The sequence below is a fragment of the Paracoccus sp. M683 genome (assembly GCF_007096355.1).
GTDB lineage: Bacteria > Pseudomonadota > Alphaproteobacteria > Rhodobacterales > Rhodobacteraceae > Paracoccus.
The window spans coordinates 67,975-85,077 of sequence record NZ_VKDF01000007.1; the positions used below are offsets into that span (position 1 = coordinate 67,975).

The window sequence follows — 17,103 nt, forward strand, 5'->3', positions numbered from 1 at the left end:
ACAACCTCACAGCGCCGCTATTTATCACTGCGATGGATGCCTATATCTGCCAGGGCTGAAACATATGCATATATCGACTATTCGACGATCAGTTCGGCATGCAATGCGCCAGCCGCATGGATTGATTTCAGGACGTCAATCATATCTCTCGGTCGCACGCCCAAGGCATTCAGACCCGCAATCACGTCGGTAAGCGAGGATTCGCCGCTGACCTCGGCGAAGCCAATACCAGGCTCTTCACGCATCTCGGCATAGGTTCTGGGGACGACCACCGTCTCGCCTTGCGCAAATGGGTTTGGCTGGACGACTTCCGGCGCTTCCTGAATACGGAGGGTCAGATTTCCCTGCGATACGGCGACCCTGGAAATCCGCACACGCTCTCCCATGACGATGGTGCCGGACTTGTGATCAATGACAACGCGCGCGCGGCTGTCGGGCACGACCTGCAAATTCTCGATCCGGCCAAGCACATGCGCGGGATTTACATCCCCCAAAGCACGAAAATCGACCAGCACAGTCCCTGGATCCAGCATTGTCGCCAGATTGCGCCTGAGCTCACGGTTAATCGCAGCCTCGATCTGGCCTGCCGTTGTGAAGTCAGGGTTGCGCAAGGCAATGCGGATATTCGCAATACCCCCCAGCTCGAATTCAACTTCGCGTTCCACGCGCGCGCCAACTGGAATGGCGCCCGCCGTCGGGACCCCCTGGACGAGGCGCGCCGATTCGCCCTCGATTGATACCCCGCCGGCGATAACGGATCCTTGGGCAACCGCATAAACATTGCCATCCGCAGCTTTGAGCGGGGTCAGAACCAATGTTCCACCCAATAAGCTTTTCGCGTCGCCAATCGCCGCGACATTGATGTCGATCCTGCTGCCCGAACGGGCGAACGGAGGCAGTTCAGCCGTTACGACAACAGCGGCGACATTTTTCGACCGCAACTCCTGATCGCCAACATTCACGCCCAGCCGCTCTAGCAATCCGGCCAGAATGTCCTCTGTATACGGGGCGTTGCGCAGACTGTCGCCGGTGCCGTCCAAGCCGACGACCAGCCCGTACCCGACAAGATCGTTACCCCTGACACCATCGAAATCCGCCAGGTCCTTGATTCTGACCGGCGCAGCCATTGTGGTTGCGGCCGAAGCGAGAAACACTAGGGCCGTAGCCACAAGACGAAAGATCCTCACCGCAGATACTCCACCAGCCGCAGCCCCGACAGACGCGCGGTCAGGGTATACAGGGTCTGCATTTGGGTCTGAACCTCTTGCAATGCGGTCGCAGTTTGGAATGGATCGGCCGTAATCAGATTCGCCCGGCCGATTTCGGCAATCGCCAAGGCGTTCGTATGTTCAGTGCTGAAACGATCTGCCAGTGATTCAAGCAAGCCTACGCGACCCATTTCGTCCAGTAGGGCACCGTCATTGGATCGCAGCTTTTCGCCGGTGCGCTCGATCAACCGAAGCTGCGCTGTGCTGTCAGCCGCAATCGCCCCGGAATCAGCAACTGCGGTCAGCGCATAGGATTTAAGAAGCTCTCTTATCGCAGGCGTTGCCGCGCTGGTTGCAAAGGCGATCACCCGGTCATCTGCGATCTGCGCCAGTCGCGGCTCGCCCATCGTGCCGCGATAGGCAAAATCCAGAAATCCGCCGCCGCCCGGCGACGCATCGAACCAGCCGGTGATCGCGGCCTCGACATCGGCAGCGGTCGTCATCCCGGCAGTCAATGTCTTTATCTCGTCGAGAATCAGATCCGGTTCGATCAATGCCGGGGTGTCGGTTGCCAGACCCGAAAACAGGTGCAGGCCGGCAATCGACGAATTCAGGCGCCCCACCGCAGTTTCAAACAAGCCCTGCGCCTCGGCGACGCGCAAAGGCACATGACCGACGCCCTTCGTCGCATCAGATGTCAGCAAGGTCGCATTGAATTCCGCTGCATCTTTCTGCAATGCACCGAGAATATTCTGTATTGCTTCAGCTGATGCAGCTGCCTCTGCGCCTGCGGACTTGTATTGGTTCAAAAGTGCGATCTGCGTCTCAAAATGATGCAGCTGCGTCGTATTTCCCGATACCCGGCCAGCGCGGTCTGCAACAATACCGCTGGACAGTTCGTCAGTCAGCACCTGCAACGTATTGCGCAGACGCGCGGACTGGCTTTGCAGGACAAAGGCCCGCGCCTGATCGCCTACCGAATGAATAGCCATATCAAACCCTCAGCAAGGTGTTCATCATTTCGTCAATCGCCTGGATGACCCGAGCGTTGGCCGCATAGGCCTGTTCGTACTGCAACAGACGCTGCATCTCGGTATCCGTGTCGACACCGTCCGCCATCAACCGTTCGGACAGGTTCGCAGCGCGCGTTCCGTGCAGCGTCGCGTCGGATTCGGCTGCCAATCTGCGGCTGGCCACCTGTGATTCAAGCTTGGCAGCAAAGCCCGACGCATCATACCTGCCCGATAGCGCCGATGGTGGCCCGATTTCTTGGACAGTATTCAATGCAGATGAGAAACGCTCAAGCAGGCTGCCATCCCCAACTGGCCCCGGCGCGGCGGCGTTAATGCCACTGCGCATTCGCCACAGATCGCCGCCGCGATCAGGCTGGACTGCGGCATTGACAGATATCGTTCCGGCCAAGCCCAGCGCTGGCGGGGCCGATGCCGCCAATCCGGCGTCAGTGAATATACCTGGCTCACCCGGCGCAAGAGTTGGATCCACCGCGGGATCCGCAAATCGCTGGTAAAGATCCAGAGCCATCGCATCCAGTTCTGACTGGACCTGCGGTGCATGCGTATCGCGGACCGCAAAGGCCGCGGCCAGTGTACCGCCCTGAAACAGGCGCAGACCCGATCCGCTGAGTTCGTCACCGTTGTAGATCAGACCGCCAACCGCCGGCATTCCAACATGCATATCCGGCGTGAACTGACCTGCGGCATTGAAAGCCAATTTGGTCGGCACCAACCCGTCAAGCAGCACCGCGCCCTCGGCAGTAAAGACCGATACGCGCCCTGCATCCCGCGGGATAATCTGCAAGGGCACGATCTCTGATAGCTGGTCGATGACGGCCTGGCGTTCATCGTGCAGCGCCGAAATATCCTGACCGGCCGAGCTTTGACCCGCGATCTGCTTGTTCAGATCAGCGATGCGACTCAACCCCTGTTGAAGGCTGTCAATCTGGACTGCAATCTGAAAATCAGCGTCCGATCTGGCACCCTGAACAATCTCGGATGCCTTGTTCAGCCGGTTGGCAAGCGTCTCGGCAGCCTCGACAACCTTGGCCAGGCGCAGATCCTCATCAGGGCGGGCTGACGCCGAAATCAATGCAGCCTCGAACTGGGTCAGCGCCGTGCTGATCGCCGATCCATCGCCGGGAATACCGACGGCATCCTCGACCTTGTTGAAAAAGGCTGCCAGATCCTCGCTGCCACCCCGGGCAGCGTAGGACAGCCGCGCCTCGGCAAGAAGCGCCGTATTGACCACCCGGCTGACGCCATCAATGCGGACGCCTCCTGATTGACCGCCCAGCGTTTGCGCGGACAACGACATCTCGCGCCGTGCGTAGCCGGGCGTCAGGACGTTGGCGATATTTGCCGCGACCGTCTCGGTCCCGCGTGAGGTCGCGGTAAGGCCGGACACCGCGTTCGAAAGGGCTTTCGCCATACTCATGATCGAATCTCCCGGACTGGCGGCTGATCAGTGTTGGATCAGCGCTTGATACTGGTGGTCTCTTGCAGCATTTCGTCGACGGTCTGGACGACCTTGGCGTTTGACGAGTAGGCGCGCTGCGTCTGGATCAGATCGGTCAGTTCTGCAGCAACGTCAGTCGTAGACGATTCCAGCGCATAGCCGACCACCGACCCCGTGGGCCCGTCGCCCGCGTCCCACAAGAAGAACGAACCCGAGGTCGGCGAAACCATATAGGTCTGTGAATCCAGTGACATCAGACCGTTCGGGTTGGGGACGTCGACCAGTGGAACCTGATACAGCGTTTTGATGAAGCCGGTATCATAGGTGGCCCGGACAAAGCCGTTTTCATCAATCTCGACACTGGTCAGATTGCCCACTGGCGATCCGTTCTTGGTGATATTGGTCGGCGAGAAACTGGACGACAACTGCTTTAGCTTGCTGATACCACCCGGCACACCGATTTCCAGCGCCAGCGGACCGCCAGCCAGGTTCAGCATGATGTCGCCAGTCGCCGGATCGAAGGGATCGCCGGCCAATGTCGTGACCGAGACGATATTGCCACCAGAGGCATGGGTATCATCGAAAGTGATCTGATACTGGCCCAGCGGGTTCAAGGCCGGATCGGTCGCTGAATCGCGGATTTCGAGCGTCCAGGTGTTTGACCTGCCATTCGCACCCGAAACATCAGGCGTGAAGGTGACATTCAGCGATTCAGAAGCGCCAAGATTGTCGAAATATTCGACCTGAAGGCTGAGCGGATCACCCGGTTCACCGGCGACCGTATCCTGTGCAGGCAGGTTGACGCCCAAGGAAATCTCGGTCGTCGGATCGCCTGAATTCTGGTTGGTCTCGATCTGGATCGGCACCAATCCAACCGTGGTATCGCGGGTCATCACCGGAATCGAGCCGTCCGAACGTGCCGGCCACCCCAGCAGGACCAAACCGGAATCGGTGCGCAGTATACCCGAGGAATCGGTGCGGAACGAGCCGGTGCGCGTCATAATCATGGGCTGATCCGAGAAACCGTTATCCAGATCGACCGCCGTGGTGACAGGCAACATGCCACGTCCTGAAATCGCGATATCCATGGCATTGGATGTGGTGATCAACGCCCCATCCTGGTCGATGATCCGGCGCGAGGCAGCCTGCACGCCGCCCGCCGAATAGACCCCGGAATTGCGGCTTTGATTCAGAACGATTGAATCAAAACTCGTCTCGACCCGCTTATATCCATAAGTGCCCGAATTCGCGATATTGTCCGAGATTGTTGCAAGCTTGGTCGAATTCGCTGCCAGTCCTGAAACACTGGCATTGAGGGCGGAGGACATCGACATGGATAGTGATCCTTGTATGACTTTCTGGATCAGACCATTGCGCAAAGACTTTAAGATTCGCCTAATCGCGCCATGCCCATTTCGCCTATCTCAATAAAATCAGCTCGATTCGGTTGTTCTCGGGCGCCATCGGATTGGCGCTGCGGTTGCGACGATCTGCATAGCCCGTCACACGCTGGACACGGGACGCATCGAGATTCGTCTTTTCCAGCAGCTCGCGCAGGGCATGGGCGCGCGAATCGGACAAGGCCCAGACGGGCGAATTGACCAGCGCTTCTGGATAGGACCGCACATGACCGGCAATCGCGATGTCATTTCGCAGGCCCGACAGCGCCCCCCCGACAATCACGGCCAGATCGCGCAATACCGGGCGGGGTTGGGCGCTGTCATCGACGAAAAGAGGCTCGGATGTCAGGTCAGTCAGTTCGATGACCAGCCCTTCATCCGTCATCCGGGTCACCACATGCTTCAGCAGATTCTGCATCTGCATCGATTCCGCGCCCAGCCCGTTCAGATGATCCTGCACCTGGCGGGCAACCGCGTCATATTCCGATGCGCGCGCCATATCCGCCAGCGTGGCTTCGACGCCCAGCCTTACGCCTGCCTCGACCCCGTCACCCGTCGCGCCGGGCTGGCGTGTCACACTGGGACTGAAATAGTCGGCAAGCCCGGTGCGCTGCTGCTCAGTCGTCGCGTTCAGCAGCCACATCAACAGGAAGAATGCCATCATCGCTGTGACGAAATCGGCATAGGCGACCTTCCACGCGCCGCCATGATGCGCCGTGGCACCGGAATCCGGCGCCTGGCGCACGATGATGCGTGCCTGCTGCGATTTGTCCTGCGCGGCCATGGCCACCCCCGGTTCCTTAACACCCGGAAAGCAGCATTCCCCCAAAGGCCCCGCAGAACAAGTTAACGGCTCAAATGCATCCTATTTCGGGCTACAGACCGCGATCGCCCTAGTCATAGCTGCGGCGATCCTCGATGACCTTGCCGTCATTGGGCAGACTGCCGCGCGGCACGATCTGGATCTGGCCCTTCAGCTTCAGCGTCTCCGAGACCGAGCCCGCATAATCATCCGCAGCCCCCCCCTCGGCCTCTAGCTGGACAGTCATGACGTCCATCTCACCGTCGCGATCGGCGATGACGCGGGCGCGGGCGATCTCGGGGTGGCGCGCGACGAGGGCCGCAACCTGTTCGGGGCGGACGAACATGCCCTTGATCTTGGTGGTCTGGTCCGCGCGCCCCATCCAGCCCTTGATGCGCATGTTGGTGCGGCCGCAGGGGCTGATGCCCGGAAGAACGGCGGAAAGATCGCCGGTGGCAAAGCGGATCAGCGGATAGTCGGGATTCAGCGTGGTCACGACCACCTCGCCCACTTCGCCATCTGGGACCGGATCCCCCGTGCCGGGGCGGACGATTTCCACGATTACGCCCTCATCCACGACCATCCCGTCCATCGCATCGGTTTCAAAGGCGATATTGCCCAGGTCGGCCGTGGCATAACATTGCAGCGTGGCAATGCCCCGATCCGCGTAAAGGGCGCGCAGGGATGGAAACAGCGCCCCGCCACCAACCACAGCGCGGCGCAGGGACAGCCGTTCACCCATCTGGTCGGCCTTTTCCAGGATCACGTTCAGAAAGTCGGGCGTGCCGGCATAGACGGTCGTGCCGATATCGACGGCGGCGCGGACCTGCATTTCGGTCTGGCCCGTCCCGGCCGGCAATACGGCCGCATCGACGGCACGGGCACCGGATTCGAACATCATCCCCGCAGGCGTCAGGTGATAGGCAAAGCAGTTCTGCATGATATCGCCGCGCCCCACGCCAGCCGCATGCAGAAAACGGCCAAGCCGCCACCAGTCGCCGGCCTTGCGGCCAGGTTCATAGATCGGACCGGGGGATTGGAAGATATGGTCGAACTCGGCGGCAAGGCGGGTGGTAAAGCCGCCAAAGGGAGGGGTCTTTTTCTGTGCCTCGGACAGTTCAGACTTGCGGATTACGGGCAGGCTGGACAGCGCCGCGCGTGTCGTTACGCCGGCTGGATCCACCTCGCGCAGCAACCGGGCCAGGGCAGGCGCCGTTCGGGCGCGGGCGATGGCCGCAGGCAGAATTTCGGCCAGCGCGGCCTCGCGTTCTTCGGGGTCGCGGATTTCCAGATCGTCGTAATAGCCGGCCATGGGCAATCCTGTAGGCTCAAGGGTGAAATGATGCGACGGCGTTCAGGCCAACCAGCGCTTGCGGCGGCGATAACTGCGCACGTCACGAAAGCTTTTGCGGCCCTCGTCCGACATGCCAAGGTAGAATTCCTTCACATCGGGGTTCTCGCGCAGCGACGCCGCCGGGCCGTCCATCACGACCCGCCCACTTTCCAGAATATAGCCGTAATGGGCAAAGCGCAGCGCGACGTTGGTGTTCTGCTCGGCCAGAAGGAAGGTCACACCCTCGCCCTCGTTCACGGCCTTCACGATGTCGAAGATCTGTTCCACCAACTGCGGAGCAAGGCCCATGCTGGGTTCATCCAGAAGGATCGTCTCGGGGCGGCTCATCAGGGCGCGGCCGATGGCGACCATCTGCTGTTCTCCGCCCGAGGTATAGCCCGCCTGCGACTTGCGCCGCTCTTTCAGGCGCGGGAAGTAATCATAGACCATTTCAAGGTCGCGCCTGACCGCCCCGCCGCCGTCGCTGCGGGTATAGGCGCCGGTCATCAGATTTTCCTCGACCGTCAGATGTTCGAAACAATGGCGCCCCTCCATCACCTGAATGACGCCCTTCTTGACCAAAGCGGCCGGGTTCAGGTCCGAAATCCGCTCGCCGCGATAGGTGATGCTGCCCTTCGTCACCTCGCCGCGTTCGCTGGCCAAGAGGTTGGAGATTGCCTTCAGCGTGGTGGTCTTGCCAGCGCCGTTGCCACCCAGAAGCGCGGTGATCCCGCCTTTGGGCACCGACAGGCTGACGCCCTTCAGAACGAGGATCACATGGTTATAGATCACCTCGATATTGTTCACTTCCAGCAGCGTTTCGCTGTTCTCGGCGTCTAACATGGCTGTTCCTCGGGATAGAGAATGCCCCGGCGGCGGATGGCGCCGCCGGGACGTATTGATCAACAGTCGCGCGGGGTGATCCCGGCTTCTGCGCCATAGGCCTCGCTGTCCTCAAGGATCAGCGGGTTCAAGATCTCCTGATCGGGTTCGGTGAACTCGGTAATCAGGTTCCATTGCCCGGCCTCGGCATCCCATTGCTGCATGCGGGCCATGCCGCTGCCGCCGTGGTTGTCGCAGCTCATCTTGATCTCGGGCCCAAAGTCGGGAAGGCCCAGTTCGGCCAGGCGCTCGGGCGTGATGTCAAGCTGCTCGAACCCGTCGCGCAACTGCGAGGCATTGATCGCCGAGGTGCCAGCGATTTCCTGTGCCTTGCGGATCGCCTCGGAAATCACCAGCGCCGCGTAAAGCCCGCGAGAATACAGAACCGAGCCGACATGCTGACCGTCTTGACTGGCCTTGCCCGCGTCGATCACATGGGTCTTCAGATCGTCATAGACCGGGTAATCCATGCCGACGCCGTGAAAGGTCAGCGCCTTGTAGCCATTGGCGCCGGCGCCGACCGGGGTCACGTCAACCTCCGAGCCCGACCACCAGATGCCGATGAAATTCTCCATCGGGAAGCGGATATTGGCGGCTTCTTGAATGGCGGCCTGGTTCATCACGCCCCAGCCATACATGATGACATAGTCGGGCTTGTCGCGGCGAATCTGCAACCACTGGCTTTTCTGTTCCTGACCCGGCGCATCAACCGGAATTTCTGTCAGGGTGAAACCGTGCTTGGCCGACAGATCCTGAAGCGTGCGGATCGGTTCCTTGCCAAAGGCGCTGTTGTGATAGACCAGCGCGATCTTCTTGCCGTTCAGATCGCCGCCATTCTCGTCCAGCAGATATTTGATCGCGACCGAAGCGCCGTCCCAATAGTTCGCCGGTGCGTTGAACACCCATTCGAACACCTTGCCGTTCTTGGCCGAGGTCCGGCCATAACCGGGCGTATACAGCGGGATCTTGTCCACGCTGACCTTCGGGATCAGCTGATAGGTGATACCGGTCGACAGCGGGTTATAGATCAGCGCGCCCGAACCCTTGGTGGATTCATAGCATTCCACACCCTTTTCGGTGTTATAGGCGGTTTCGCATTCCGGCACCTGGATCTTCTCGCCGCCAATTCCGCCATCGCGTTCGTTCAGCAGCGTGAAGTAATCGTTGAAGCCGTCGGCATATTGCGTGCCATTCGCGCCATAAGGGCCGGTGCGATAGGAAAGGTTCGGCACGACCAGATCCGCCAGTGCCGGCGCGGCGGCCATCAGGCCGGCGGCAACAAGGGCTGCAAATCTCAGTTTCGTCATACGGGGTCTCCTCCCAGGATGTTGAATGCCGGTTGCCCGGTTCTTTCGGTATTCAGTGCGGGAATGGCCAAAGCCGCAGCTTTTCCTTGGTCAGCGCCCAAAGACGCGCCAGGCCATGCGGTTCGACGATCAGGAAAAGGACGATCAGCGCCCCCACGATCATCAATTCGATATGGGCGGCCAGATCGGTGGGCCAGCCCAATTGCCCGACCAGAAGGTTTTTCAACAGAACCGGCAACAGCACCATGAACGCGGCGCCCGCAAAGCTGCCGAAAATGCTGCCCAGCCCGCCGATGATGATCATGAACAGGACAAGGAAGCTCTTGTTGATCCCAAAGGCCTCGCCGACCTCTGCTGCGCCCAGATAGACCGAGAACAGCAGGGCGCCGGCGATGCCGACGAAGAAGGATGAAGCGGCAAAGGCGGACAGCTTGGCGGTCAGCGGGTTCACACCGATGATTTCGGCTGCGATGTCCATATCGCGGATCGCCATCCATTTGCGGCCCGATGTGCCACGCGTCAGGTTCCGTGCAACCCAGGCCAGGACCAAGACGAAGGCCAGGCAGATCAGGTATTTCGCCGGCGCGCTGGTGGCCGGGCCGGTCACCGCATGCCCCAGCACCGTGCGCGTGGGCGCCGTGATCTGACCCGAGGCCGAATAGTTGTAGAACCACGGCACCTTGTTGAACAGCCAGACCAGAAAGAACTGCGCCGCCAGCGTGGCCACCGCCAGATAGAAGCCCTTGATCCGCAGGCTGGGCAGGCCGAACAGCATGCCCACGATGGCGGTGATACCGCCGGCCAGCAGGATATGGATGACGATGCTGATATCGGGAAAGGCCGTCATCAGCTTGTAGACCGCATAGGCCCCCACGGCCATGAATCCGCCTGTCCCCAGACTGACCTGCCCGGCATAGCCCGTCAGGATGTTCAGCCCCAAAGCCGCGATTGCATAGATCAGGAAGGGTACGAAGACGGCATTGGCCCAATAGTCGTTTATCAGGAAAGGAACGACCAGAACCGCAACGGCCAACAGAATGTAATAGCCCCACCGGTCCAGCCGGATCGGGAAGGTCTGACCGTCCGCGCGATAGCCCGTCTTGAAATCGCCCGCCTCACGATAAAGCATCCGCTGCTCCTGTCAGTTCCGTTGCACGAATGGGTATTTGAACGAGAAAGAAGCCCTTCTTCTTCATCCAAATATCCCTGCCGGAGGCATCCACCCTGTCCATTCTCAGACCCTTTCGATGATGCGCTCGCCGAACAGGCCCTGCGGCCGGAAGACGAGGAACAGAAGTGCCAGCACATAGGCAAACCAGTTTTCGGTCGCGCCGCCGACCAGCGGCCCGATCCAGAATTCGAACAGTTTTTCACCCACACCGATGATCAGCCCGCCGACAATCGCGCCAGGGATCGAGGTGAAGCCACCCAGCATCAAGACCGGCAGCGCCTTCAGCGCGATCAGGGACAGGCTGAACTGCACCCCTGATTTGGTGCCCCACATGATGCCCGCGACCAGTGCGACGAAACCGGCGATGGACCAGACCATGACCCAGATGAAGCGCAGCGAAATGCCAACGGACAGCGCCGCCTGATGGTCATCGGCCACGGCCCGCATGGCCCGCCCCTGCTTGGTATATTGCGAAAAGGCAACCAGCGCGGCCACCAGGATCGCCGCGATGATCGACGCCCAGATATCCAGCCGGTCAATGAAGAAGCCATAGCCGACCCACTCGGCCGTGACCGCCTCGACCGTGTCCGAGATGCCCTGCGGCAGGCCGACATCCAGTGTCTTGATGTCGGCGCCCCACATGACGTCGCCGAAACCTTCAAGAAAATAGGCCAGGCCGATCGTCGCCATGAACAGAATGATGGGTTCCTGCCCGACCAGATGCTGCAAGACCAGCTTTTCGATCAGGATGGCCAACAGCACCATCACCCCGGCAGTCAGGATGATCGCCAGCACCGATGGCACATTCCAGCCGAAATTCTCGACATGCGTGCCGAAGATCGCGTTGATCAGATGGACGAAGGGCACCTGCCCCTGCTGGATTCCCACCAGCGTCAGCGCGGCAAACAACGCCATCACGCCCTGCGCATAGTTGAACACGCCCGAGGCCTTGTAGATCAGCACGAAGCCCAGAGCGACCAGCGCATACATCACGCCCGTCATCAGCCCGTTCAGAAAAACCTCGGCCGAAAAGATCAGTTGGTCAATCATGGGCCACCCCCAGATAGGCGTCGATCACTTCCTGATTGCTGCGGACCTCGTCAGGAGTGCCGTCACCGATCTTTCGGCCGTAATCCATGACCACAACCCGGTCGGACAGGTCCATGACCACGCCCATGTCATGTTCGATCAGGGCGATGGTGGTGCCGAATTCGTCGTTCACATCAAGGATGAAACGGCTCATATCCTCTTTCTCCTCGACATTCATGCCGGCCATCGGTTCATCCAGCAGCAGCAGCTGCGGTTCGGCGGCAAGCGCGCGGGCCAGTTCGACCCTCTTTTTCAGTCCATAGGGCAGACGGCCCACCGGGGTCTTGCGGATGTTCTGAATTTCCAGAAAGTCGATGATCTTCTCGACCTGCGCGCGGTTCTCGATTTCCTCGCGTTCAGCAGCGCCCCACCAGATCGCCTGACTGAGAAAACCTGACTTCATGCGGTTCAGCCGTCCGGTCATGATGTTGTCCAGAACCGACATGCCATCGAACAGCGCGATATTCTGGAAGGTGCGGGCGATGCCCAGCCGCGCGACCTCATAGGGCTTCATCGGCCCGCGCCGATAGCCCTTGAACCAGACCTCGCCTTCCTGCGGGACATAGAAACCGCTGATCACATTCAGCATCGAGGACTTTCCCGCGCCGTTCGGCCCGATGATCGCCCGGATCTCGCCCTGGCGGATGTCGAAGCTGATATTCTTGATCGCCTCGACGCCGCCAAAACGCAGGGTTATGTTCTTGAGGTCCATCACCACGGGGCCTATCTGGCGGCCATCGGCGGTGGTGTAGCCATCGCTTGCATGAACGTTCATTCCGCCGCCACCTTCTGCTGCCGCGCCTCGCCAAAGACCTGCGCGTCCTCGATCTGCAACGTGGCCTTGATGTGCCCCTTGCGACCGTCCTCATAGGTGACTTCGGTCTCGGTATAGATGCTGGAGGACCCGTCATAGAGCGCCGTCACCAGATCGGCGAATTTCTCGTTGATGACGGAACGGCGCACCTTGCGGGTGCGGGTCATCTCGCCATCGTCGGGGTCCAATTCCTTGTGCAGGACAAGAAAGCGGTGGATCTGGCAGCCCGAAAGCATCGGGTCCTCGGCCACTGAACGGTTGACCTCTTCGACATGGGATTTGATCGTCGCATAGACCTGCGGATGGGCGGCCAGTTCCTGATAGCTGGCATAGGCGATATTGTTGCGCTCGGCCCAGTTGCCGACCGCAGTCAGGTCGATATTGATCATCGCGGTGCAATAGTCGCGGCCATTACCCAGCACCACGGCCTCAAGGATGTTGGGATAGAACTTCAGCTTGTTCTCGACATATTTGGGCGCAAACATGCTGCCATCGGCCATCTTGCCCACATCCTTGGCGCGGTCGATGATGCGCAGATGGCCGGTGTTTTCGTCGAAGAACCCGGCGTCCCCGGTCGCCACCCAACCCTCGGAATCCTTGGTCGAGGCGGTGCTGTCGGGGTTGTTGTAATATTCGACGAAGGTGCCGGGGCTGCGATAGAAGACCTCGCCCGTATCGCCGATCTTCAATTCGACGCCGGGCGAAGGCACGCCCACCGTGTCAGAGTGCACCTGCCCGTCAGGCTGCTGGGAGATGAAGACCGAGGCCTCGGTCTGGCCGTAAAGCTGCTTCAGGTTGATGCCAAGCGCGCGGTAGAAATCGAATATCTCTGGGCCGATCGCCTCGCCGGCGGTATAGCCCACCCGAATACGGGAATAACCCAGTGTGTTCTTCAGCGGGCCATAGACGAACAGCTTGCCAAACCCGTAAGCCAGCCGGTCGCCAAAGCCGACCTGTTCGCCATCCAGAATGGCCGGGCCGACGCGGCGGGCGATCTTCATATAGCGGTCGAACAGCCATTTCTTGAACCGCCCGGCATCTTCCATGCGGATCATCACGCTGGTCAACTGGCCCTCGAATACGCGGGGCGGAGCGAAGAAATAGGTCGGCCCGATCTCGCGCATGTCGGTCATCATCGTATGCGCGCCTTCGGGGCAGTTGACGGTAAAGCCCGACCACATCGCCTGCCCGACCGAGAAGATGAAATCCCCGACCCAGGCCATTGGCAGATAGGCAAGCACCTCTTCCCGCGCGGTCAGATGGTCGAATTGCGCGGTATTCTTCGAGGTCTCGATGATATTGCGGTTCGACAGGACCACGCCCTTGGGCTTGCCCGTCGTGCCGCTGGTATACAGCATCACGCAGGTGCTGTCGTAATCCAGCGCGGCGATACGGGCATCCAGTTCGGTGCCAAGACGGGTGGCGGCAGCGCGGCCTTCGTCCTGCACATCGGCCAGCGCGTTCATGCGGGAATGGTCGTATTTCCGCATGCCGCGCTTGTCGGTATAGATGATCTGCTCGATGGTCTGGGGGGCGTCGGGCATGCCCTGCACCTCCAGCACCTTGTCGACCTGTTCCTGATCGCCGCAGATGACGAAACGCGCGCCGGAATGGCCAAGGACATAGGCCATCTCTTCGGCCACCGCGTCCTGATACAAGGGCACCGGCACCGCGCCACACATCTGGGCCGCGATCATCGACCAGTAATGTGCAGGACGGTTGCGCCCGATGACGGCGACATGATCGCCGGGCTTCAGGCCCAGCACCAGAAAGCCCAATGCCAGCGCCCGCACCTCATCGGCGGTTTGGGCCCAGCTCCAGCTTTGCCAGATGCCGAATTCCTTCTCGCGATAGGCAGGCCGGTCGCCGAAGCGGGCCATATTGCGCGCCAGAAGCGCAGGCACAGATTGCGCCTCGCCCGAAAGCGATTGCCGATCCGTCATGCGTCCTCCCAAAGCGCGCCGCGGTTCCTTCCGTGAACCATCGCCAACAATCATTGCCCCAGTTTTTCGAGAATCCAACGAAATGTTACCGCGCGAAAATCACCGGCGAATGACGCAGCCTGGCCGACGCAGTTGGCTTAGCTGCCTCGCGGCTTGGCGCGGGTGGTGGGGTCGGCCTGGGTCGGATCCTCGGGCCAGGGATGGCGCGGATAGCGGCCGCGCATCTCTTTTCGAACATCGGCATAGGAACTGGCCCAGAAGCCCGGCAGATCGGTCGTCACCTGCACCGGCCGCCCCCCCGGCGACAACAGCGCGATACGCAAGGGCTGCCGCCCCATCATCGGATGCCGGGTGACGCCGAACAGCTCTTGCAGGCGCAGCTCGATCGAGGGCGTCTCGTGGTCGTAGTCGATCGGCACCTTGCGCCCCAAGGGCGTGACGAAATGCGCCGGAACCTCTCGATCCAGCCGCTGCTGGCCGTCCCAACCGATCAGCGACAGCAAGGGCTGGGTCAGGTCCAGCGCGCGCAGATCGGCCAGATTGCGGGCCTTGCCAAGCCAGGGAAGCAGCCAGTCAGGATCGGCCAGCAAGCTGGCATCATCGACCGCAGGCATCCCCTCGACCAGCGCGATCCGCGCCCGCAACCGCGCCGCCGCCGGCTTCCACGGCAAACCGTCCAGCCGAAGCCCCTCGAATGCCGCCAAAGCCACCGCATCCTCGGGGGCATCCGTCCAGATCCGATCCGCCAGCACCAGCGCGCCAAGCCGATCCTGCTGCCTGGCCAGAACCCGGCCCTCGCGCCGCGACCATTCGCAGACCGAGACCTGCTCGATCCGCCCGCCATACAAGTCGCGCAACTCGCGCTCGGTCAGCGCGGCGGCTATCCGCACACGCGCCTCGCGGGCATCCCCATCCAGATCGACCGCCACGATCAACCGTTGCCCCGCCAGCGGATCATCCGCCGCCATGACAGCACCCTTGCCGCCCGACAGCACAAAGCGCGGATCATCCCCCTTGCGCCGCAATCCCACCCGGTCGGGATAGGCCAGCGCCGCCATTCCCCCCACGGAAAGCCCATCACCCTCGCTTTGATCCAAATATCCTCGGGGGGTGCGGGGGGCAGACAGCCCCCCGCCATCGCGGGACGCAATCAATCGGCGCAACCGCTTGGCCTCGTCCCGGATGCGATGGACAGCGCCCGGATTCGCCTCATGTGGATACCGATCCGCAAATCCGCGCGGATCCCGGATCACCGCCAGCCGCAACGCCAGATCGACCGGGGCGCCGCGCAAGGGATCGCGATCCGACAGCAGCGCCGCAAGATCTGCCGCGCGCGGCCCGGCCACCGCCAGCATATGCGCCAGCCGTGGATGCAGCGGCAACCTTGCCAGCATGCGCCCGTGATCGGTGATCCGGCCCGCCTGATCCAGCGCCCTCAGATCGCGCAACAAGGCCCGCGCCTCGGCCATGGCCGCCTCGGGCGGGGGGGTCAGAAAGGCCAGATCACCCGGCTCTGCCCCCCAGGCAGCCAGCTCAAGCGCCAGACCGGTCAGATCGGCCACTGCGATCTCGGGCGGGGCAAAGGCGGGCAAGACCCCCTCTTCCGCCCGCGCCCACATCCGGTAACAAATTCCCGGTGCCACACGCCCCGCGCGTCCCCGCCGCTGATCGGCCTCGGCCCGGCTGACCCGTTCCGTTACCAGTCGCGACATGCCGCTTCCCGGATCGAACCGCGCCCGCCGCGCGCGGCCGGCATCGACAACCACCCGCACCTCGGGGATTGTCAGCGAGGTTTCCGCAATCGCCGTTGCCAGAACGATCCGCCGCCGATCACCGGGCGGTGACAGCGCCAACCGCTGCGCCTTGCCATCCAGCGCCCCATACAGCGGCAAAACCTCGCAGCCAGCGCCACCCAGCTTTCCCATGACACGCCTGATCTCGCCCTCGCCCGGCAGAAAGACCAGCACCGTCCCGCCCGTCTCGCGGGTTTCGGCCTCGGCGGCCAGGATCAGCCGCGCGGCCTCGTCCACCAGACGCGCGCCGGCAGGCAAGGGCCGGTCCAGCCAGCGGGTTTCGACCGGAAAGGCCCGCCCCTCGGACCGGATCACCGGCGCATCCTGCATCAGCGCGGCGACCGGTCCGGCCTCCAGCGTGGCGGACATTACCAGCACCGCCAGATCCTCGCGCAACGCCGCCCGCGCCTCCCAGACCAGCGCCAGGCCCAGATCGGCATTCAGGCTGCGTTCGTGAAACTCGTCGAAGATCACGCAACCGACACCTTCCAGCGAGGGATCGGACTGAATCATCCGCGTCAGAATGCCCTCGGTCACGACCTCGATCCGGCTGCCCGCGACAGCCTCGCCCCGGATCCGATAGCCGACGCGACCGCCCGGAACCTCGCCCAACCCCTCGGCCAGCCGCTCGGCCGCCGCGCGTGCGGCCAGCCGGCGCGGCTCCAGCATCAGGATCTTGCCCTGCACCCGATCCAGCAGCGCCAGAGGCACGCCCGTCGTCTTGCCCGCACCCGGCGGCGCGACCAGAACGGCGCGGCCATGACCGGCCAGCGCGGCGGTCAGCGCGGGCAAGGCGTCGTTAATGGGCAGGGTGTCCGTCATCGCATCGACATAGCGCAGCGCCGGCGCCAACGGAACCGGCCCCGCAGCAAATCCAGATGGTCCCGTC

At 61.8% G+C, this 17,103-nt stretch carries 13 protein-coding genes; all 13 read right to left on the reverse strand.

Annotated features, from left to right (window positions below; translation table 11 throughout):
* Positions 1-77 precede the first annotated feature (77 nt).
* The 13 genes from FNJ84_RS14020 to hrpB all read right to left on the reverse strand — a co-directional run bounded on the left by FNJ84_RS14020 (position 78) and on the right by hrpB (position 17,036).
* Positions 78-1,127: a flagellar basal body P-ring protein FlgI gene (locus tag FNJ84_RS14020; RefSeq protein ID WP_221931980.1), complete on the reverse strand. Its 1,050-nt coding sequence runs from the start codon at positions 1,125-1,127 to the stop codon at positions 78-80.
* Between the two features lie 56 nt (positions 1,128-1,183).
* Complete coding sequence (locus FNJ84_RS14025) at positions 1,184-2,200, reverse strand: hypothetical protein (protein WP_143793828.1); 1,017 nt, start codon at positions 2,198-2,200, stop codon at positions 1,184-1,186.
* 1 nt (position 2,201) lies between these two features.
* A complete protein-coding gene (gene flgK, locus FNJ84_RS14030) occupies positions 2,202-3,653 on the reverse strand; it encodes a flagellar hook-associated protein FlgK (RefSeq protein WP_221931981.1) in 1,452 nt (483 codons plus the stop codon).
* Positions 3,654-3,697: 44 nt separating this feature from the next.
* The gene (locus tag FNJ84_RS14035; protein ID WP_143793830.1) at positions 3,698-5,014 is read right to left on the reverse strand and encodes a flagellar hook protein FlgE; all 1,317 of its coding nucleotides are present in this window, start codon (positions 5,012-5,014) and stop codon (positions 3,698-3,700) included.
* A gap of 85 nt (positions 5,015-5,099) precedes the next feature.
* Positions 5,100-5,864, reverse strand: a complete 765-nt coding sequence (locus FNJ84_RS14040) for a flagellar motor protein MotB (RefSeq protein ID WP_143793831.1) — start codon at positions 5,862-5,864, stop codon at positions 5,100-5,102.
* A 109-nt stretch (positions 5,865-5,973) separates the two neighbouring features.
* Complete coding sequence (locus FNJ84_RS14045) at positions 5,974-7,194, reverse strand: phenylacetate--CoA ligase family protein (RefSeq protein WP_143793832.1); 1,221 nt, start codon at positions 7,192-7,194, stop codon at positions 5,974-5,976.
* Positions 7,195-7,236: 42 nt separating this feature from the next.
* On the reverse strand, positions 7,237-8,058 hold the full coding sequence (locus tag FNJ84_RS14050) for an ABC transporter ATP-binding protein (RefSeq protein WP_143793833.1): 822 nt from the start codon (positions 8,056-8,058) through the stop codon (positions 7,237-7,239).
* A gap of 59 nt (positions 8,059-8,117) precedes the next feature.
* Complete coding sequence (locus tag FNJ84_RS14055; RefSeq protein WP_143793834.1) at positions 8,118-9,404, reverse strand: ABC transporter substrate-binding protein; 1,287 nt, start codon at positions 9,402-9,404, stop codon at positions 8,118-8,120.
* 52 nt (positions 9,405-9,456) lie between these two features.
* Positions 9,457-10,533, reverse strand: a complete 1,077-nt coding sequence (locus FNJ84_RS14060) for a branched-chain amino acid ABC transporter permease (RefSeq protein WP_143793835.1) — start codon at positions 10,531-10,533, stop codon at positions 9,457-9,459.
* 105 nt (positions 10,534-10,638) lie between these two features.
* On the reverse strand, positions 10,639-11,625 hold the full coding sequence (locus FNJ84_RS14065) for a branched-chain amino acid ABC transporter permease (RefSeq protein WP_143793836.1): 987 nt from the start codon (positions 11,623-11,625) through the stop codon (positions 10,639-10,641).
* The gene (locus tag FNJ84_RS14070; RefSeq protein ID WP_143793837.1) at positions 11,618-12,439 is read right to left on the reverse strand and encodes an ABC transporter ATP-binding protein; all 822 of its coding nucleotides are present in this window, start codon (positions 12,437-12,439) and stop codon (positions 11,618-11,620) included. The genes FNJ84_RS14065 and FNJ84_RS14070 overlap by 8 nt, the downstream gene beginning before the upstream one ends.
* Positions 12,436-14,421, reverse strand: coding sequence for an AMP-binding protein (locus FNJ84_RS14075; RefSeq protein ID WP_143793838.1), 1,986 nt, complete (start codon positions 14,419-14,421; stop codon positions 12,436-12,438). The genes FNJ84_RS14070 and FNJ84_RS14075 overlap by 4 nt, the downstream gene beginning before the upstream one ends.
* 137 nt (positions 14,422-14,558) lie before the next feature.
* The gene (gene hrpB, locus FNJ84_RS14080) at positions 14,559-17,036 is read right to left on the reverse strand and encodes an ATP-dependent helicase HrpB (protein WP_143793939.1); all 2,478 of its coding nucleotides are present in this window, start codon (positions 17,034-17,036) and stop codon (positions 14,559-14,561) included.
* Between the last annotated feature and the right edge of the window lie 67 nt (positions 17,037-17,103).